Annotated in this window: 20 protein-coding genes; 9 read left to right on the top strand and 11 right to left on the bottom strand. The window is 37.2% G+C overall.

The window, feature by feature from the left end; translation table 11 throughout:
* The 3 genes from mltG to dapF are packed head-to-tail and all read right to left on the bottom strand — an operon-like array spanning position 1 to position 2337.
* Positions 1-1044, bottom strand: coding sequence for an endolytic transglycosylase MltG (gene mltG, locus H7U19_RS15120; RefSeq protein ID WP_186563707.1), 1044 nt, complete (start codon positions 1042-1044; stop codon positions 1-3).
* The gene (locus H7U19_RS15115) at positions 1044-1568 is read right to left on the bottom strand and encodes a GNAT family N-acetyltransferase (RefSeq protein ID WP_186563706.1); all 525 of its coding nucleotides are present in this window, start codon (positions 1566-1568) and stop codon (positions 1044-1046) included. Before H7U19_RS15115 ends, mltG begins: the two co-directional genes overlap by 1 nt.
* Entirely contained in the window at positions 1555-2337 is a 783-nt protein-coding gene (gene dapF / locus H7U19_RS15110; RefSeq protein ID WP_186563705.1) for a diaminopimelate epimerase, read from the bottom strand. The genes H7U19_RS15115 and dapF overlap by 14 nt, the downstream gene beginning before the upstream one ends.
* 127 nt (positions 2338-2464) lie before the next feature.
* Here dapF and H7U19_RS15105 point away from each other — a divergent pair, with 127 nt between their 5' ends.
* From H7U19_RS15105 to H7U19_RS15070, 8 genes are all read left to right on the top strand, one after another.
* On the top strand, positions 2465-3868 hold the full coding sequence (locus tag H7U19_RS15105; protein ID WP_186563704.1) for a trypsin-like peptidase domain-containing protein: 1404 nt from the start codon (positions 2465-2467) through the stop codon (positions 3866-3868).
* Between the two features lie 215 nt (positions 3869-4083).
* On the top strand, positions 4084-5532 hold the full coding sequence (locus H7U19_RS15100) for a glyceraldehyde-3-phosphate dehydrogenase (protein WP_186563703.1): 1449 nt from the start codon (positions 4084-4086) through the stop codon (positions 5530-5532).
* Positions 5533-5671: 139 nt separating this feature from the next.
* Complete coding sequence (locus tag H7U19_RS15095) at positions 5672-6292, top strand: tRNA (guanine-N1)-methyltransferase (RefSeq protein WP_186563702.1); 621 nt, start codon at positions 5672-5674, stop codon at positions 6290-6292.
* 67 nt (positions 6293-6359) lie between these two features.
* Positions 6360-7367 (top strand): glycosyltransferase family 2 protein, encoded by a 1008-nt coding sequence (locus tag H7U19_RS15090; protein WP_186563701.1) that lies wholly within the window; start codon positions 6360-6362, stop codon positions 7365-7367.
* Positions 7364-8329, top strand: a complete 966-nt coding sequence (locus H7U19_RS15085) for a CdaR family protein (protein ID WP_343069112.1) — start codon at positions 7364-7366, stop codon at positions 8327-8329. Before H7U19_RS15090 ends, H7U19_RS15085 begins: the two co-directional genes overlap by 4 nt.
* Entirely contained in the window at positions 8326-8913 is a 588-nt protein-coding gene (gene coaE / locus H7U19_RS15080; protein ID WP_186563700.1) for a dephospho-CoA kinase, read from the top strand. Before H7U19_RS15085 ends, coaE begins: the two co-directional genes overlap by 4 nt.
* A gap of 77 nt (positions 8914-8990) precedes the next feature.
* Complete coding sequence (locus tag H7U19_RS15075; RefSeq protein ID WP_186563699.1) at positions 8991-10562, top strand: sensor histidine kinase; 1572 nt, start codon at positions 8991-8993, stop codon at positions 10560-10562.
* Between the two features lie 4 nt (positions 10563-10566).
* Positions 10567-11271, top strand: a complete 705-nt coding sequence (locus tag H7U19_RS15070; protein WP_186563698.1) for a response regulator transcription factor — start codon at positions 10567-10569, stop codon at positions 11269-11271.
* A 102-nt stretch (positions 11272-11373) separates the two neighbouring features.
* Here H7U19_RS15070 and H7U19_RS15065 read toward each other — a convergent pair whose 3' ends face one another.
* The 6 genes from H7U19_RS15065 to H7U19_RS15040 all read right to left on the bottom strand — a co-directional run bounded on the left by H7U19_RS15065 (position 11374) and on the right by H7U19_RS15040 (position 17432).
* Entirely contained in the window at positions 11374-12075 is a 702-nt protein-coding gene (locus tag H7U19_RS15065) for a fatty acid desaturase (RefSeq protein WP_186563697.1), read from the bottom strand.
* A gap of 151 nt (positions 12076-12226) precedes the next feature.
* Positions 12227-12883 carry an alpha/beta hydrolase gene (locus tag H7U19_RS15060; RefSeq protein ID WP_186563696.1) on the bottom strand — a complete coding sequence of 219 codons (657 nt, stop codon included), beginning with the start codon at positions 12881-12883 and terminating at the stop codon, positions 12227-12229.
* Positions 12884-13213 (bottom strand): hypothetical protein, encoded by a 330-nt coding sequence (locus H7U19_RS15055; RefSeq protein WP_186563695.1) that lies wholly within the window; start codon positions 13211-13213, stop codon positions 12884-12886. It abuts the gene before it with no gap.
* 1 nt (position 13214) lies between these two features.
* On the bottom strand, positions 13215-14468 hold the full coding sequence (locus H7U19_RS15050) for a dihydroorotase (protein ID WP_186563694.1): 1254 nt from the start codon (positions 14466-14468) through the stop codon (positions 13215-13217).
* On the bottom strand, positions 14465-16390 hold the full coding sequence (locus H7U19_RS15045; protein ID WP_186563693.1) for a vWA domain-containing protein: 1926 nt from the start codon (positions 16388-16390) through the stop codon (positions 14465-14467). Before H7U19_RS15045 ends, H7U19_RS15050 begins: the two co-directional genes overlap by 4 nt.
* A 49-nt stretch (positions 16391-16439) precedes the next feature.
* Entirely contained in the window at positions 16440-17432 is a 993-nt protein-coding gene (locus tag H7U19_RS15040; protein WP_343069111.1) for a glycosyltransferase family 2 protein, read from the bottom strand.
* Positions 17433-17556: 124 nt separating this feature from the next.
* Here H7U19_RS15040 and H7U19_RS15035 point away from each other — a divergent pair, with 124 nt between their 5' ends.
* Complete coding sequence (locus H7U19_RS15035; protein ID WP_186563691.1) at positions 17557-19452, top strand: M61 family metallopeptidase; 1896 nt, start codon at positions 17557-17559, stop codon at positions 19450-19452.
* 57 nt (positions 19453-19509) lie between these two features.
* Here the strand turns inward: H7U19_RS15035 and trmD are convergent, their stop codons facing one another.
* Positions 19510-20187: a tRNA (guanosine(37)-N1)-methyltransferase TrmD gene (gene trmD, locus H7U19_RS15030; protein WP_186563690.1), complete on the bottom strand. Its 678-nt coding sequence runs from the start codon at positions 20185-20187 to the stop codon at positions 19510-19512.
* A gap of 100 nt (positions 20188-20287) precedes the next feature.
* Positions 20288-20470 (bottom strand): hypothetical protein, encoded by a 183-nt coding sequence (locus tag H7U19_RS15025; RefSeq protein ID WP_186563689.1) that lies wholly within the window; start codon positions 20468-20470, stop codon positions 20288-20290.
* Positions 20471-20484: the final 14 nt, after the last annotated feature.

Raw genomic sequence — 20484 nt, 5'->3', positions numbered from 1 at the left:
TTATTTTCTAATTCCTTTAGAATCCAAATACTTATGGTAAGCTCTAGCATTAACATTGTGTTGTGCCAATGTTTTTGCGAATTTATGATACCCAAATCGCTTTGGATCTGCACACATGAAAATATACTTATGCCTTTCATAATTCAAAACAGCTTCAATGGCAGAAATATTGGGCATGGTAATTAGCCCAGGTGGTAATCCCCTATTTTTGTAGGTGTTATAGGGAGAATCTATAGATTTATGAACATTTAAAACACGTCTTATTACAGTATTCTTATATTGTGGAAGTTTATAAGCAGCAAACTTCAATGTCGGGTCTGAATCCAAAGGTATTCCTGAATTTAGTCTATTAATATATAAGCCTGCAATTCTGGCTTGTTCTGATTTTTGTTTAGATTCCTCATAAACCAATGAAGCTAAAGTCATTACTTGATCTTTGGACAAACCTATAGCATGGGCTTTTGCTATTCTTTTTTCGTTCCAAAAACGCTTATACTCTTTAAGCATTCTGTCTCTAAATGTTTCTGCTGTAGTATTCCAATACAACTCATAGCTATTAGGCAGGTACATACCTAAAGCAGTTTCAGCTGTAAAACCATTTGAGTTTAAAAAGTCCTTATCAGTCATAGCATTCAAAAGAGAAAGACTGTCTGCTTCAATTTGATTAGCAACACGCCCTGCTAACTTCTCTAATGAATTTTGATTATTAAAAGACACTTTTACTGGTAAGTTTCCGCTTCTTATAGAATTGATAATATCATTATTGCTCATGCCATTTTTAATGACATACTTTCCAGATTTAACGTTGTTTGCGTACTGCTTTTGCTTTGCCAACACATCAAACTTGCGTATGTCCTTCAATAAAGGCTCCAATTGAGCTCTAACATCTTTATAAGTATCCGTAGATTTTATATAGATATAAGCCTCTTCATTATTGAAATTGGTGTTAGGTGCCAACATCGCACCATATATGTAATAAGCAAAATAGCCTGCCACGACTAATCCTATTAGTGCAATGGCCCAAAGTATTTTTTTAATGTACATTATGTTTTAATGAGTTGAAATAGGTATTCATTTTGAAATTCGCCTTGATTGAAGTTCCAATCCTTTTTAAGACCAATTTCAATAAAACCATTATTAGTGAACAACTGAATACTTCTTTTATTGTCTTCTGAAATATTGCAGTACAATTGATGTAATCCCAAATGTGTAAAACTATAGTCAATTAGCAAATTTAAAGCCTCACTACCATAACCCTTATCACGGTTATCGGGATTTTTGACGATAATACCGACTCCCGCTCTTTTGTTTTTAAAGTCGAAATCGAAGAGATCGATAAGTCCCAACGAATTGCCTTTTTTATCCGAAATAACCAATCGTAATTGTTTTACTTCATAGATGTCTTTAAGCGCATTTTCTAAATATTGCTTGATGACATATCTGGAAAAGGGTGTTTGGGTATTACTCAATGCCCAAATGTCTTCATCATTTTCAAGTTCGAGGACAAACTCCAAGTCCTCTGGTTCCAAGGCCCTCAAGCTGATATGTTTGCCATTAAGCGTTTCCATAACTGCCTTCAAACACCAATTTTGCTGGGCCGATAAGCCATACATTGGAATAAGTTCCATTATTTAAGTCAAAGGACACTTCAAGTTCTCCACCTTCGACCTTAAGCTTTACCAAGTTTTTTTCTGTTTCACCTATATAGTGCATTGCTATGGCTACGGCCGTAGCACCCGTGCCACATGACAAAGTTTCATTTTCAACACCGCGCTCGTAGGTCCTCAGTCTAAAAGCATCTTCAGAAAGTTTCTTTACAAAATTCACATTAGTGCCCTCCTGAAAATAAGGCGCTCCATATCTTATGTTGGCTCCAATCGTTTTGACATCAAAGCTATCAATGGCTTCTTCAAACTGAACATGGTGCGGTGAACCTGTATCTAAAAATACGTATCCTTCTTTATTGTCGATATTGCCTACATCCTGCATCTGCAAACGAACAATTCCATCGGCAATAGAGGCATGATGCAATCCGTCAACTGCTTCAAAAACAGCGTGGTTTTCAATCACCCCCAATTGTTGAGCAAAGGCAACCAAACACCTCCCGCCATTGCCACACATAGAGCTTTCCCTGCCATCGGAATTATAATACACCATTTTAAAATCATAGGTATCATGATTTTCCAAAAGAATCAATCCATCAGCACCTATGCCAAAACGTCTGTCACAAAGGTGTGCCACCAGTTTGGTATTATTTTTGTCGAATTTTAGTTGACGATTATCAATCATCACAAAATCGTTACCAGTTCCTTGATATTTGTAAAATTTTTGTTGCATAACTCAAGGCACAAAGATATGAATATTAAACGGTTTCGGGCTTTGTTAAATCGTCGTTAAAGTTGATTTGAACATTCAATAAATATTTAATTTTATTCGTTGATGCATATATCTTAAACTGAAAATTATGAAGAAGATTTTAACACTAGTATTGGTTTCAGCTCTTGGCGGTATATTGACGTTGGGGGCCTACAAATTATTATTGGAAGAAAAACAAACTGTTGTGGTAAATACAACGGATGAAAACCCCACATTTTTACCTACCAGTAATGCAAACACTCTGTTTAAACCCTACGAAACGCCCGACTTTACCAAAGCGGCTGAAAATACAGTGAATGCCGTGGTACATGTTAAGAACGTGACCATCAGTTCGGGTCAAATGACGTTTGAAGACCTGTTTTTTGGAAGAAGTCCGCGTCGTGCCCAAATGGGGACAGGCTCAGGAGTGATTATTACTCCAGACGGTTACATTATTACAAATAACCATGTGGTTGATAAATCGCAAGAACTATCCGTAACCCTAAATAACAATAAGACTTATCAGGCGGAAATTATTGGTGCAGATCCCAAAACGGATATCGCCTTATTAAAAATTGAAACAGATGAGGACTTACCGGTCGTTACTTTTGGGGATTCCGACCAAGCCAAAATTGGTGAATGGGTATTGGCTGTTGGCAACCCATTTAATTTGACCTCAACGGTTACTGCCGGAATCATCAGTGCCAAATCAAGGGATTTAACGGGAACCCATTCCCAGTCCTTTATTCAAACTGATGCCGCCGTAAATCCAGGGAATTCTGGAGGTGCTTTAGTCAATAGCAACGGAGAGCTTATCGGTATTAATACAGCCATTTCTTCACAAACAGGTTCCTATATAGGTTATTCCTTTGCGGTGCCCAGTAATATTGCAAGAAAAGTGGTGGAGGATATTATGGAATATGGCAACGTTCAAAATGGGGTACTGGGGATAACTGGTAGCACCTTGAACAGTAAAGCTGCTGAAGCCCTTGAAATATCAGATACCCAAGGTTTTTATATTGCGGGCATAGTTGAAGATTCTGGTGCCGAAGAAGCTGGATTGAAGGAAGGCGATATTATTAAATCCATTGATAACGTTAAAATTTCAAGATTTTCAGATTTAAAAGGGCACCTGAATACCAAACGACCTGATGATATTGTTAACGTGACATTTTCACGCGATGGAGAGGTAAAAACCATTCCTGTGCGTTTGGTCAAAAATGAAACCTATAACATGCCCTTAGTGGGTCAGATTAAAAATGCGAAACCTGCGGATTTGAAGAAGTTAAAGGCTAAAAATGGTGTGAAAATCGTAGAGCTCAACGGCCAATATGCGGAATACTGGCAGAAGAACGGGGTGGGTCAAGGCTCAATAATTACGGCTATCAATGATGTTGAAATTAATAATGTAGATGACGTACAAAATGTATTAAAGAATAGGTCCTCAAACGAGCCTATGCGCATTGAACTCATCAATAAAAATGGCGAAAAAGAACGTTATAATTTTAGGTAAACAACAATAAATTTTTGATTGAAATGACCCTCCAGATGGAGGGTTATTTTTTTGACATACCTGCATTACTTAGACATGCTCCGCACAAGTGGGGAGAATCATAATTTCTTAAGATTCCTTGTCATCTTGCAACAGGATAATTTTTTTGAAATACCTTACGAAAACGTTTGAAATATGGTATTTTTGTTTCAAACTTAAACCACAAACTAAATAACATGACTTCAAATGCAACCTACGAAAAAGAGCTCGCTTTTCAGGCTGATAGACGTCGAGCTACTGTTGAATTTATCAAAATCGTGAGCGATCTTTGGTATGACAAATCGGTGGAGTTAGTACTCTTCAAAAACCAACTTATCGATAAAAATGTGAGTCAAATTTTGTCGCTACATAACTATGCTGGTGAATTTGTTCAAAAACCAATCTCGATTTTTGACTCCGTTGAAATTGCAAAAGCTATTTTGGAGCTTGACATTCCCCCGGCCAAATTGGATATTGGCAAATTGACATACGAATTTCATTTAGAAGAAAACAAATACCACAATGCACGTGGCTTTGTAGCCTACAAGATTAAGGATGCCAAAAAATCAAAAGATATTCAACCGAAGGATGTTATTCTTTATGGCTTTGGCAGAATTGGGCGTTTGGTGGCTCGTGAATTGATGGCGAGAACCGGAAAAGGAAGCCAATTGCGTCTAAGGGCTATTGTTACCCGAGGCGAAATCAATCCAGAAATACTTGAAAAAAGAGCGGCATTGTTGCGCAACGATTCCATTCATGGCGAATTTCCAGGAACCGTAGCAAGTGATTCCAAAAAGAACTGCCTTATTATCAATGGTACTACGGTACATCTTATTAACGCCAATGCCCCAGAGGATATTGATTACACCCAATTCAAAATAAAAGATGCTTTGGTTATAGATAATACTGGAGCGTTTAGAGACAAAAAAGCGCTTTCCAGGCATTTAAAATCCAAGGGTGTGGACAAAGTATTGTTGACCGCTCCCGGAAAGGGCGTGCCTAATATTGTGCATGGGGTTAACCATTTTGAATATAACCCAAACGATATCAAAATATTTTCAGCTGCTTCGTGTACCACCAATGCTATTACCCCAATTTTAAAGGCTGTAGAGGATTCGCTTGGTGTAAAAAGTGGCCATTTAGAAACTATCCATGCCTATACTAATGACCAAAATCTAGTAGATAATTTTCATAAAAAATACCGTCGTGGTCGTGCTGCAGGATTGAATATGGTAATTACCGAAACTGGAGCAGGATCTGCCGTATCCAAGGCATTGCCTAGCTTAGAAGGTAAATTAACCTCCAATGCCATTCGGGTGCCCGTACCCAACGGTTCGTTGGCCATTTTGAATTTGGAATTGGACCGCAAAACATCCGTTGACGGCATCAATTCCATAATCAAAAAATATGCGCTGGAAGGGGATTTGGTAGAGCAAATAAAATATGAATTGAGCGATGAACTGGTTTCTAGTGATATCGTTGGCTGTTCTGCCCCGTCTATCTACGATAGCAAAGCGACCATTGTAAGAAAAGATGGAAAGAATGCCATTCTTTATGTTTGGTATGACAATGAATATGGCTACAGCCATCAAGTTGTGCGTTTAGCAAAATACATCGCAAAAGTTAGAAGATATACTTATTATTAAGAACATCTAAAGCACCTAAATCACCGTATATTTTCCTGAACAGCTTCACTTTTGTGAGGCTGTTCATAAATTAATGCAGTCTATTGAACTTTATTTTTTATTTTCGCAAAATCTAGTTAACCTATTTAAGCACAACCAAATGAATACCATAAAATATACCCTCCTAGTATTTTCCTTATTTTTTTGTAGCCTTACATTTTCGCAAGCCAGCCAAGAGGAAGACAAACTATCCTTAAACAGTGGAACCATTGATAGTCAGTTTGAATTTATATTCAAAAAGTCTGGAAATTTTAAAGGTACAAACGGACAAGCCTACGAAGCTGTAAAACGTAGTTGGTTATCCATTTTAAGGTCCCATGTTAATGACTCACTAAAAGGAATCCGTAAGGAATTGAGCGATACACAAGCCGTTGTTAAAAATCAGGCTAACGAAATATCAGAATTAAAAACAAACCTAGGCAACACTAAAGTTACTTTGGATAAAACCAATCTTGAAAAAGACAGCATGTCGCTATTAGGGCTCCAAATGAGCAAAACTGGGTATAATTCTTTGATGTGGGCCATAATTGCAGGCTTATTGGCATTGTTGCTTTTCTTCATCTATAAATTTAAGAACAGCAACGCTGTAACCAGACAAGCCAAGCAGAATCTGGCAGAAATTGAGGAAGAGTTTGAGGAGCACAGAAAAACAGCCTTGGAGCGCGAACAAAAGGTAAGGCGCCAGTTACAGGACGAGATCAACAAGCAGAAAAAAGTTTAAAATACATTAACCCGATAGGTTTTAAAACCTATCGGGTTTTTTTATGCGGAATGGTTAATTTTGTTTTATGCCATTACAATTTTCATTTATAATCCCAGTTTATAATCGTCCAGAGGAAATCGTGGAACTTTTGCAAAGTTTCAAGGCGATGGAAACCGATTTAGATTATGAAATTGTAATTGTTGAAGATGGTTCTAAAAAAACCTCGGAGGCTACTGTAAATCAATTCAAAGGCGATTTAAGTATTTCCTATTTCTACAAGGAAAATACCGGTCCGGGAGACTCCAGAAATTATGGGATGCAAAAGGCCCAGGGTAACTATTTTATCATTTTGGATAGTGATGTTATTCTTCCAGAGAATTATTTAAGTGAAGTTGACAAAAGTCTTAAAAGGGATTATGTTGACTGTTTCGGAGGACCGGATGGGGCGCACAAGTCTTTTACTGCTCTTCAAAAAGCTATCAATTTTGCGATGACTTCTTTTATCACTACCGGGGGTATCCGAGGGAATAGAAATGCGGTAGATAAATTCCAGCCAAGAAGTTTCAATATGGGCCTGTCCAAAGAGGCTTTTTTGGCCTCCGGAGGATTTGGTCGCATTCACCCCGGTGAAGACCCAGATTTGTCAATTAGGCTATGGGGTTTAGGGTTTCAAACTAAATTGATACCCAGTGCAGTCGTGTTTCACAAAAGGCGTATTTCTTGGAAAAAGTTTTATGAACAGGTACATAAATTTGGTTTGGTGCGCCCTATTTTAAACAAGTGGCACCCTTCCACTAAAAAGTTGACGTATTGGTTTCCGACACTATTTGGGTCAGGGTTAATATTGGCAATTTTATTGTTGTTTTTCAATTTCGGCTTTTTATTTTGGCTCTATATGGTTTACTTTTTAGTGGCTTTTATTGTAGCTTTGGTTTCAACAAAAAGTATTGTCGTGGCCATTGTAGGCTTGCTGGCCATACTGGTTCAGTTTTTTGGGTACGGCTATGGATTTTTAAAATCGACCATCGCAATCCATTGGCTCAACAAAATGCCGGAAGAGCGTTTTCCTAAATTATTCTTTAAGTCAAAGTGATTAGAAAATTAAAAAAAGAGCTTTTAGCTTCAGTGAAAAACAAAAGGTTGAACGTGTTTCTGCTCTTTCTGTCTTCGTCCTTTGTTATTTTGATTTTCACCAAACTTTCCAAAGAATATACCAATACTGTCGCTTTTGAAGTAAAAAAAATAAATGTTCCACAGGACAAAGTCATTTTGAATGATTCCAATAATAGCGTGGATATCCGTTTGAAAACCCATGGATTTAAATGGTTGCAGTACTATCTTACCAAACCACAAATCGCTGTCGATTTTTCAAATGAAGTTTACAGAACAGGGTCGTCATATGTGTTTGCAAAGTCGGTTTCATATTTAAATGAAAAGAAGCAGTTTCAAAATCAGGTAAAATTGCTAAGTATAGCCCCGGATACTTTAATGTTTCGATTCGATACGAATATGGTGAAAAAAGTACCCGTATTGGCAAAAGCTGAAATACAATTCGCTCCAGGCTTTGATATGTTAAACGAAGTTGAAGCGTATCCAGACTCGATTGTTGTTGTTGGGCCACATGATATGGTTGAAAGTCTGCAAGGTTTGGAAACAGAATTGGTTCAACTGGACAATGTTAAGACGGATATTTCAAAAAAGGCAAGACTTAAACTTCCAAAAAACAGAAAGGATTTGAAGTTTTCTTTGGATGAAGTGGAATTGGTTGCTGATGTTGAGAAGTTTACCGAGGGCACGGTAAAAATCCCTATCAGGGTGATAAACGTGCCCGATAGTATTTCTATCAAATGTTTTCCAAAGGAAGTTAACGTGTCCTATTATACCAGCTTAGAGTATTTCAATACTGTAAAACCAAAAGATTTTAGAGTGATTTGTGACTATAAAAAGGCAGAGCAAAACCAATCGTTTTTAATCACAGAATTGGTGAGATTTCCAGAAAACGTAAAACGTATCAAATTGAGCCAACAACGCATAGAATTCATTATCGTAAAATGACAATAGTAGGGCTAACAGGAGGTATAGGTAGTGGGAAGACAACCGTGGCTAAGGCATTTGAAGCGTTGGGTATTCCTGTTTATATAGCTGATGAAGAGGCCAAAAAATTGATGCGCCGATCAAAAGTGATCAAACGTAAACTTATAGCCCTTTTTGGAGAGAATGCTTATGTGGATGGCAAATTAAACCGACCTTTTTTGGCGGAAATTATATTCAATGATAAGGCAATCTTGCAAAAAATGAATGCTATCGTTCATCCAAAAGTCAAAAGACATTTTGAGAAATGGGTGGCAAAGCAGAATGCCCCTTATGTTATAAAAGAGGTAGCTATTTTATTCGAAAATGGAGGGCACAAACAGATGGATTTTATTATTACCGTTACGGCTCCAATATCCCTAAGAATTGAGAGGTTGCTAAACCGGGACAATTCTTCAAAAGAAAAAATCGAATCTATTATGAAAAATCAATGGCCGGATGACAAAAAAATAACCCTATCGGATTTTGTAATTTCAAACGAAGATTTAGAGAAAACCAAACACCAAGTCCAAGAAATTCACCTTCAAATACTAAAAAAAATACAATAAAATATCTGTTTTGGCATTTTTGTTAATGTAAGGTTAAATGATAAGTTGACTAAATGTTAAAATGTTAATTTTGGGTAATGAGCAAAAAAGTTTTTGTCCTGCTGATAATATTGATGAGTGCGTCGCTTGTAGGAATCATTTTTGTTCAGGTGTTTTTTATCAATGGTGCTGTTGAAAATGAAAAGGACCGCTTTAAGTTCAATGTAAAAAGTGCATTGAGCTATGTATCTAATGCCATTGAAAAAAAGGAGTTGGATACCTATTTTCAGCGTTTTCAAAGTCTGGACAGTGAAAAGAAAAAGGACTCCGCGGCAGTTTCCCAACTGTTTATTTATCAGCAAAATAACAGTACAAAGGAAACGTTAATCTATAAAAGTAATGTGCTGGAAGATAATTACAAATTATCTTCATCGCTCTTTGACATCGGTTTAGATAGTATTGATATTAGGAATATTATTGGGACTTCAAAAATTGAGGTGTACGATAACGCCAATTTGAATGATAGGGATCTTAAGCCCAACCCGATTTTGAATATTATTAACAGCGGTCGTTTAAGGGATGCCGAAAAGAATTATTTCTATAATAACCTTCGGGCGTTTGCAAAGACTATCCCTGTGCATAAAAGAGTTTCCAAGGAGGATATATCAGAATTATTGTCCAAAAAATTAAAGGAAAATGGTATTGATATCGACTTTGAATTTGCGGTTTATAGCAGGGATTTGGCTACTAAAGTTTACAGCGAGGGTTTCGAAAAAGATGAAAAATCAACTTTTAGTGTCCCCGTTTTTTATGACGAAAATAATCAGAGTAACTATAAACTTTTGGTGAATTTTCCAGATGACCATAAATTTATTTTGTCGTCAATTATTGGAATGATTATGTTATCGGTAGTATTCACTTTGATTATCGTTTTGGCCTATTCAAGTGCTTTGTTCCAATTGGTGAAACAGCGTAAAATATCACAAATTAAAACGGATTTTATCAACAATATGACCCACGAGTTCAAAACACCAATTGCTACCATAAATTTAGCATTGGATGCAATTAAGAACCCGAAAATTATTGAGGATCAGAAAAAGGTAGTGCGTTATCTGAATATGATCAAAGAAGAAAACAAAAGGATGCACGCGCAGGTTGAAAATGTGTTGAGAATATCTAAACTGGAAAAAAACGAGCTGAATATCAGCAAGGATAGGGTGGATTTACATGATTTGGTTGCAGACGCTATCACTCATGTAGAACTAATTGTTGAGGACAGACAAGGGTATATAAAAACACATTTGGATGCGGATTATTCGACTGTTTTGGCTAATGAAACCCATTTTACAAATGTGATAGTAAACATGTTGGATAACGCCATTAAATATTCACCTGAAGCACCACAAATTGACGTGTTTACTGAAAACGTCGGTACTAATATATTATTAAAAATACAAGACCAGGGCAGCGGTATGAGTAAAGCAGCGGCCAAAAGAGTTTTCGAAAAGTTCTACAGAGAACATACCGGAAACATACATAATGTAAAAGGGCATGGATTGGGATTGGCCTATGTAAAGCGCATAGTGGATGACCATCAAGGATTTGTGTCTGTAGAAAGTGAAAAAGGAAAAGGAAGTACTTTTACGATAAAGCTTCCCTTAATATCATAAACATATGGAAGAGCAAAACAAGAAAATTTTATTGGTTGAGGACGATCCGAATTTCGGAACGGTGCTTCGGGATTATTTAATGATGAACGACTATGATGTGGTGCATGCCAAAAATGGCATGGAGGGCTTTGAAAAATTTAAGAAGGACGATTACGATTTATGCATTTTGGACGTGATGATGCCATATAAGGACGGATTTACTCTGGCCAAGGAAATCCGTGAAAAAAATACAGATGTACCGATTGTTTTTTTGACTGCAAAAGCGATGAAGGAAGATGTATTAAAAGGCTATAAAGTAGGGGCGGACGATTATTTAAACAAGCCGTTTGATAGCGAAGTGTTGCTAATGAAAATTAAGGCCATTATGCAACGAAAGGCTACAGAAACCATTTCAGATAGCAAGCAGTTTGAGTTTGAAATTGGCCGTTTCCATTTGAATTCCAAACTACGGTTTTTACGTTTTGATGGGGGAGAGCCAACAAAACTTTCTCCTAAAGAGAATGAATTGTTGCGCTTGTTGGCGTTACATGAAAATGACCTAATGCCTCGTGAATTAGCATTGACCAAGATTTGGCGCGATGATAATTATTTTACTTCTAGAAGCATGGATGTTTACATTGCCAAACTCCGAAAATACCTAAAGCCTGATGACAAGGTTGAAATTTTGAATATTCACGGGGAAGGGTTTAGATTGGTCGTGAATAGCTAGAAACATAAAATATATAGTGATTAGAAATCCGGTTGTTGCCGGATTTTTTTTTGGAATATCCGGATGAGCTACCATTTATAAATTGACTCAAGTCCTGAAAACTTACTGTTTTACTTTCCACAAACGCCACCAAGGTACGCCGGGAGCATCATGATGCTCGTAGTGGTATCCAAAAAAATAGCAACTCAAAAAGGCCCAAATATGATTTTTCTCCAAAGAAGAAGAGTGGTGCTTATTGTCATGGTCATGCCCATCTTTGTGAGGTACATAGGTGCCAAAATAAAAGAGCTGGAAAGTAGACAATATGCCAGGGAGAATCCAAAATAATAACAGATTATCCAGAGGGAAAATCAATCGCAATAATTGGAGGGAGATAGTCATCAAAATTAATTGTTTCAGCGTGGTGTACTTTTTAATAAAACTCCAATACCAAGGCCAAAACTTACCCGATTCATGGAAGTCAGGGTCTTTGTCAGAAGCTACGAATCGATGATGTTCATGATGCTTTACCAGTAATCTATCATAAAAATTGAAGGCGAATAGCATAGAGGTTATCCAGCCAATTAGGGTATTCCATTTTCTGTTTTTGGATACAGAGCCGTGCATGGCGTCATGAGCCGTAATAAACAATCCAGTGTACAAATGTGTCTGTAAAAGAATAGCTAAATAAACCAATGGATTTGCATAGCTGATGTCCCAAATTAAAAGTGTGTAGAGCGAAAAAAACCAAATAAAAATCATCATAAAAGCAATGATAATTCCATAGGGATCCACGGCCTTATAAAGTGATTTTGTAGATTTCATAGCAAATTTACATTAAGATAATGTCTAACAAAAATAGAAAAAAATTAAACAAAAACAAATGTATTTCCTTGAGTTACAAAGATTTTCGATGAAATAAAGATGGAGTATAAGGGTTTCAGTCAAACGGATACTTTGTCCGGATTAAACTTACCTATAAACGTTGCTCGAGCCACGTTTTAAATTCATAAAAGTTTTGAGGAGCCACCCCATGACCCACTGGAAATTCGGAGTACACATTTTTAATGTTCACCGAATTTAAAAAAGGTTGCGTCTGTCTGGCCCAATCTACAGGAATTACCTGATCAACACTGCCATGGGAGCAGTAAAAATCTAAATGGGAATAATCTTTTTTGCCGATATCTTTGGGCAAAACATCATGATTGATGTAACCGCTAAGCGCAATAATATTTTTGACTTTTTCAGGATAGGTCAACGCCACGGCATAACTTAGAATTGTGCCCTGGCTAAAGCCCAAAAGGTTGATATTGTCTTTTCCGATATCGTATTTAGATACAACTTCGTCAATGAATTTCGCAATTAAATCTACAGATTGTTTGGCTTGAACATTATCGTTCCATTTGCCTTTATCGGCATCAAAATTGATGGCGTACCAAGCATTCCCAAAAGGTTGCATGCGATATGGGGCCCTTGCGGAAATAATCAAAAGTTCCTCTGGAAGCTCACTTGCAAATGAGAACAAATCATTTTCGTCACTACCGTAGCCATGGAGCATAATCAGTAGTGGGGGATTTTTATCGAGGGTAGATGGCCTCAAGACATAATCTAAAGAAAGAGAAGTGTACAACATTTATTTTCCAATATTTTGAAACCATTCCTGAAACAGTTTTCCAAAGAAAGGAATAAGCTTAGTCTCACCTCGAACAGCAGTAATAAGGCCATAAACCCAAAACGCAAATGTACCAAACCACAATATAGTGCCAAGCCAACTGTTAACGTATTTTTCCGTCAGGTTCGAAAAAATCAAAAGCAATACTAATCCAATCATTTGGCGCACGTGAAATGCAGTGAATGGATTTTTCTGATTTAGGTTTTTTATGATTGCTACAATTAGGCCTATAAAGGTAATGTAGGCCACAATTGCAAAAGTTTTACCTTCTTGAATTTCTTGTTGCGTCATTTTATTTTAATACAGCTTTTTTATTGGCCACAATGCCATATACTTTACCCTTGAGAGTTTCACCTTTAAAGATGGCGTTATTAGATTTTGAAACAATATACTCGTTTCCAAATTCATAAGTGCCGTTAGGGTTGAAAAGCGCAATATTGAGAGGATTGCCTTCGTTGATTGGTGATGCTGAAATTCCAAAACGTCCTTTACCACTGGTCAAAATTGAAATGGTTTTTTTCAGAGTAAAGATATTTTGTAATGCCCCAAAAGCACTTTCCAGGCCAATGGTGCCATAGTCGGCATGGTCAAATTCGATTTTTTTCAACTCAATATCCAATGGATTATGGTCACTGGTCACCATATCAATGGTCCCATCCTTAACACCTTCGATTAAAGCATCAATATCCGTTTGGGTGCGTAGGGGAGGTGTCACCTTGAAATTCGTGTCGAAACCTATTAAGTTTTCATCTGAAAAATAAAGGTTGTGAATAGCTACACTACAACTCACATCCAGTTTTTTCTGTTTTGCCTCTCTAATCAATGCAACACTTTTTGCTGTGGAAATCGTCGGGATATGCAATTTGCCCTCAGTGTATTCTAAAAGGAATAAATCCCTTGCCACTTGAAGTTCTTCTGCTAAAGCCGGATTCCCTTTTAAGCCCAATGAGGTACTGGTAACATGCTCGTTCATCACTCCCAAACCTGCAATTTGGTTTTCCTGTGGAAAGGAACAAACCAAGCCCCCAAAATTACTCGCATATTGTAAAGCTACCTTTAAAAGATTGGGGTTTGAGATTGGCTTTTTATAATCATAAAATGCAACTGCTCCGGCATTTTTCATATCGAAAAGCTCTGCCAAATCCTTCCCATTACTATTTTGTGTCAAGGCACCAATGGGCAATACATTAACTGCTTTTTTTTCAGCTTTAGATTTCACAAAAGCCACATCTGAACTTGTATCAATTACCGGGTTTGTATTTGGATTTAAAGCTATAGTAGTAAATCCGGAAAGCGATGCCGTTTTTATTCCATTTTCAATGGTCTCCCGCTCTTCAAAACCGGGCTCACCAAAACATACACTACTGTCAAACCAGCCTTGCGACACATGAAGGTTTTCAAAAGTGATTTCACGGTATTTTTTTGGGTTTTTAAGGTTTTGTCCAATTTTGGAAATCAATCCGTTTTCAACTAAAATATCTTGGGTAGTGTTATGAAAATCGCTTTTAGAATCTAGTATCGTGGCGGATTTTATCAATATGTTCATTTAAAATATTTTAAGATGAGCATTTCTGCGATCAGCAGGATCAGTGCAAAAGTAACAAACCATTTCCACAAGGCATTAATTTTGGTCTCACTTTTTAATGTATCAAAAACCGCAGTGATGGATGAATCAACATTTAAACCTTCAATGGAACCCAAATCGGTATAGCTTAAATTGCTTTCCGTTCTACTGTAATTATAGCTAACATTTTCGAAGGTATCACCATTATTTACAATGCTGTAAGTACCCGCTTTGGATGGCAGTTCTTCCGTGGTAATCACTACTTTATTGTTAAAATTCTGTTGTCTCGGTATAAAGTTTAATTCCGTGTTTTTGAGTGATAGGATCCCATCATTTTTTAATGTTGCTTTTACTTCATACTCATTTTGCTCACCTATGGAATAGTAAAGGTTTGGTGTTTTAAAGCTCTGTTTGGCGATGTTATAAAAGGTTGGTACAATTAACGGCGAATTTTTGAAGTTTGAATTTTCGGTTTCAATAGAAGCGGTCAAAAGAAAAATATTTCCTTTCGATATTAAAAAAGGTTTTCCGTCTTCAAAAGATAGTGCAGATGTTCCGCTATTGGAAAGTGTGTTGTAAAAGGCGTTTACTTTTGGGTATTGAAAATTCTTGACCTGTTTTTCAAAAACACCTTTATTATAAAGCGGATGTCCATAGTTGATAGTGGTAATGCGTTTTTCAGAAGCGACATCGTCCAAAAGGCCTAAACCATAAGGGTTCAGTAGGAGGTTATAGCTTTCAACGGAAATGTTTTCAGAGGGGATGACCTGCAATGTGCCACCGTTGTCAGTAAAAGTTTTTAGGGACGAAACAAGGGTAGGAGGTATTGTTTTAAGAGCGTTTAAAACGATAAGGCTTTGCGAAGAAATACTATTGTAATTCAATGCTTTTGGTGATGTTTGCATAAAGGTAAATTCACCATCCAAAAAAATTCGCTTTAAAAAGTCGGCATCAGTTTCGCCAATCGCCAAAACGTTTATATTGTCAGTAGCATTAATGTTGAAATACAATCGATTATCAAATTGCAAATGTGTATCGTTGATGGTGATTTCCCCATTTATGGCCTCATTGGCGGGAAGGGAAAAAGTAACCGTTGCTTCGGAATCCACAGAGGTAGAGGTTTTCGCAATTAAATTACCGTCATTTAAAAGGGAAATTGGCAGATTGTCTATGGCGTTGCCCGTATTTTTAAGGATGGTTGTGAGTTCTAATTTGGTAGGCGTCACTTCTGAAATGAAGGCGCTGTCCACTGAGACGTTTTGTGTATTGACAGGGTTTAATTTTACAGCATAAAAACTAATCGAGGAATCTCTTTCTTTTTGAAAATCGTCACTTCTATCTTGAAAATCAGAAATAAAAATGAGGTTTTTTATAGAAGAAGCTTCTTTACTGAAGAGGTTTCTGGACTTCAACAAAATTGCATTAAAGGAAGGCTGTTTGGATTCATATTCCAATCCCAACAATTCATTTTTGACAGCATTGACAGAGGTGTTTTTATAGGTTTTTGAATTGGTAACTATCGAGATATTTTGGCTCTCAGGAATATTGGAAATGATGTCCTGTACAGCTCTCTTGAGCAGAGGGCCATTAGCTCCTTTTGCCTGCATACTAAAGGAATTGTCCAAGTAGATAACCGTTTCTTGGGGTTTATTTAAGGTGTCGTTTTTTGAAAAATAGGGTTGCGCAAACGCAAGAATGATAAGTGCAAATAACAACAATCTGGTAATTAGTGTCAACCATTTTTTAAGTTGCGAACTTTTTCGCGTTTGAATGTTCACGTTTTTTAAAAAGGCCACATTGGTAAACGGCACTTTCTTGAATTTCCGAAGCTGAAATAAATGGACAATAATGGGGATAAGCAGTAAAAATAATGCGTAAAGAAGTTCGGGGTATTTAAACTGCATTTATTTTTTTGATTTGTCAAATCTACGTAATTTTTATATTCTCGATAAGCTAACAGAAGAAAATAAAATCTTCAAAAGGTTTTAAATTCAATTTAGATAAATAAGCCCTAATTTCTTTTTGAGCTGTTTTATTGGCAACAGTAATGAGGCTTTGCGGGTTTTTGATGTTAACAAGTGCATCAAAATTTAATAGTGTTTTCCCATAAATAGCTTTTCCAATTTTATTCGGGTTATCGCATATCCATTCAAAAGGGATATCCCGCTCTAAAAATAGACTGGCCATCAGTTTTCCTTTGGTGCCCGCACCCCAAATCGCCAATCTTTTAGATTGGTCATAATCAATATCCAAAAAGTGGTGCACTTTCAATGTTGTAAAATGATTTTGGGCGTAGTGCACATGCGTTCGGGAAGTCCTAGTGCTGTAATCGCGCCATTTGTGGAGGGTTTGGTTACAAGGGATACATTTTAATCCATGTTTGTAAAACCGAAACGTCAAATCGTAATCCTCAGGGTAAATATTGGGTTCAAAAGCACCACAGGCCTCAAAATCTTCCCGAAATACCATCCAGCAGGGGGAAGGAATCACGCACTCTTTATAAATTTCGCTGTAATTATTCCCTGTTCTTGTCAAGTCGTTCAGCCAATTTTCATAGCTTTTATAGCCTGGGCCAACACCATGAGCACTAAAATATTCCACCAACCCGATGGCAACGTGGCCTTTTCCGTATTTGTATAAGTTATCGACCAAAACCGACAGTTTGTTTGGAGTCATGATGTCGTCACTATCCATTCTTGTAATCAGTTCTCCCGAACTTTGTCCATAGGCCGTTTTAAGTGCATCGATGATGCCCTCACCTTTGTTTTTCAATAGTTTTATGCGAGAATCTTTCTGCGCAAATGCATCTACGATTTCAAAACTTCTATCCATAGAATGGTCATCCACAATAAGCAGTTCCCAATTTTGATAATTTTGATTGACAATGGATTGAAGACATTCGGCAATAAAAGCCTCCGTACCCTTAAACGGGGTCAATATACTCATTAGCGGTTTTTGCATAGGCGAATATACTTAAAGCAGTCAGTATGTTTTAACAAAACCTTATGAAAACATGGCGTAACAACGCCGTATTTTTAGCGTCACTTTAAAAACTAAAAAATAATTACACATGAATATCAGAATAATTGTAGTGTCACTATGTCTTAGCGTGGTGCTTTTTGGTTGTGGCGCTGGAAAAAATAAGGCGAACGACTTGGCGGTTAATACGCCCATTGCAGCCCATATCGATTTATCAAAAGTAACGGAGGATAAAGCACCGGTGACGATTAACCCTGGGCGTTTTACAGTTGAAACCGTTACGTACAGATTGCCCCGTGTGATTCCTGGGACCTATTCCGTTAGTGATTTTGGGAAATATGTAGATGGTTTTAAGGCATTGGATTATTCTGGAAATGAGTTAAAGGTTTCAAAAGTTGACACTAATAGCTGGACGATTGAAAATGCCAAGGAATTGGATAAAATCATTTATTACGTTAATGATACTTTTGATATTGAAGAAATAGGAGGCATCGGTCAAGAGCAACCGTTTTCCCCTGGAGGTACTAATATTGAGGAAAACAATTATGTATTAAATTTACATGGTTTTATTGGATATTTTGATTCGTTAAAAAACAATCAATATAAATTGGACGTTACCGCTCCAGCGGATTTTGTAAGAACCTCGGCGTTGCAAAATGTAGCTTCAAGTACTTCTGATGACGGCACTATGAAGACTACAAGTTACTTCGCACCGAGGTATTTTGATATTACAGATAATCCGATGATGTATGGTAATCTGGATGTTGAAGAATTCCAAGTTGGCGATATAAAAATTGTACTGAGCGTGTATTCGCCCAACAAACTACACTCAGCAAAGTCGTTGAAAGAAACGGTTTTCAAAATGATGAAAGCCCAAAAGGCCTATTTGGGTGATATCAATGCCACGACGCGATATGATATTTATTTGTATCTGTCCGAAGGAAAAGAAGATTCAGCAAAAGGTTTTGGTGCTTTAGAGCATCATACGTCTACGGTAGTGGTTTTTCCTGAATCTATGGAGCCCGAGGCTTTGGCAGACAGTATGATAGACGTAGTGTCGCATGAGTTTTTCCATATTTTGACACCTTTAAGTGTACACTCCGAGGATGTGCATTATTTTGATTATAACAACCCAACATTCTCTAAACATTTGTGGATGTATGAGGGTGTGACGGAGTATTTTGCTACACTATTTCAGGTGGACCAAGGCTTAGTGGATGAGAAAGAGTTTTACGCAGATATTATGCAAAAGATTCAAGGGTCTAAGAGAATGAACGATGCCATGAGCTTCACTATTATGAGTGAAAATGTTTTAAAGGCACCATACAAAGACGAATATTTAAATGTTTACCAAAAAGGGGCACTGATTGGAATGTGCATTGACATTTTAATGCGTGAGGAAAGCAACGGTAACCGAGGGATTTTATCCTTAATGAAAGAACTGTCCAACAAATATGGAAAGAACAAACCCTTTGAAGATGATAAATTAATAGCAGAAATTACTGAAATGACTTATCCATCCATTGGTGAATTTTTCAGCACCCATGTTGTTGGAGATTTGCCAATTGACTACAACGCCTTTTTTGAAAAAGTTGGATTGGAAATTGGGGAAGCTGAAATAGAAACAAATTACATTTTGATGAACGGTGCGCCAATTGTTAGTGGTGATGGGCAAAAAGGCACTATTTTCTTTACGGATATGGTATTGAAAAACAGCTTTTGGTCGGCGCAAGGTGCTCAAGCTAATGATGTAATTAAGGAAATTAATGGTACCGCGTTGACTTTGATGAACGCTAACCAAGTATTACAGCAAGTGTTTATGTGGAAACCCGGAAAGGACGTTGAGGTGAAATTGGACAGAAACGGCGAAGAAGTGGTGATAAAAACAACCACCACCCAACCTTATACTCAAGGGGAAGCCATTATTGAAAAGTCTGACGCTACGGAAGCTCAAATTGCTTTACGTAAAGCTTGGCTTAAGGGGTAAACTGAATTTTAATAGTTAAGATACCGAAGGAGATTGGGCATTGCTCAGTCTTTTTTTTTATTCCTCCAACAAATCCGGCCGGCGTTCCTGAGTCCGTTTATAAGCCTCCTCCTCCCGCCATTTTTCAATTTTAGGCAAATTACCACTAAAGAGTAGTTCGGGCACTTTCCAGCCATTGTACTCCCGAGGTTTGGTGTAAATCGGGGGTGCCAATAAGTTATCTTGAAAGGAATCGGTTAGCGCAGAGGTTTCATTGCCCAACACCCCGGGAATTAATCTGATAACTGCATCACAAAGTACGGCTGCCGCTAATTCTCCTCCTGAAAGCACAAAATCCCCGATGGATATTTCTCTGGTAATCAAATGATCCCTCACGCGTTGGTCTACACCTTTATAATGCCCACAAAGGATAATAATGTTTTCTTTTAACGAAATTTGATTGGCTATGCCCTGATTTAAGGTTTCCCCATCCGGTGTCATGTAGATAACTTCGTCATAATTTCTTTGCGTTTTTAAATCTGAAATACACTTGTCAATCGGTTCCACCATCATCACCATGCCAGCGCCTCCACCGAATTGTGTATCGTCAATAGATTTGTAATTATCTGTAGCATAGTCCCGTAAATTATGAAAATGGATTTCAACTAAATCGGCCTCAATGGCCCGTTTTAAGATGGAAGCTTCAAAAGGGCTTTTTAGCAGTTCTGGTAATACGGTGATTATATCGATTCGCATAAAAAAAGATGTTGGGCAAAGATAATTGAATTGATTTATTTTAAAGTAAAAAGGCTGTTTCTAAGAACAGCCTCCGTAAAAATAAAAGTTTATCACAAAATTATGCAGAATTTACCCTTGCAGTAACCTCTGGCACATCCATAAATTCATACAAGGGACTATTCCGCATTTTCTCATAAAGGTTTTTATTGACTGAAACAGGAATTTTTAAGTTAGGAAACTTGATGAGGAAATAGTTTCCTTTCTTACCTACTAGGCTTACTTTTGTTGGTTGCTCTTCCATAATTTAAAGGTGTT

It is taken from the genome of Hyunsoonleella aquatilis (assembly GCF_014270105.1).
GTDB lineage: Bacteria > Bacteroidota > Bacteroidia > Flavobacteriales > Flavobacteriaceae > Jejuia > Jejuia aquatilis.
The sequence above is the reverse complement of the archived record's forward strand: the minus strand, read 5'-3'. Positions and strand labels throughout refer to the sequence as shown.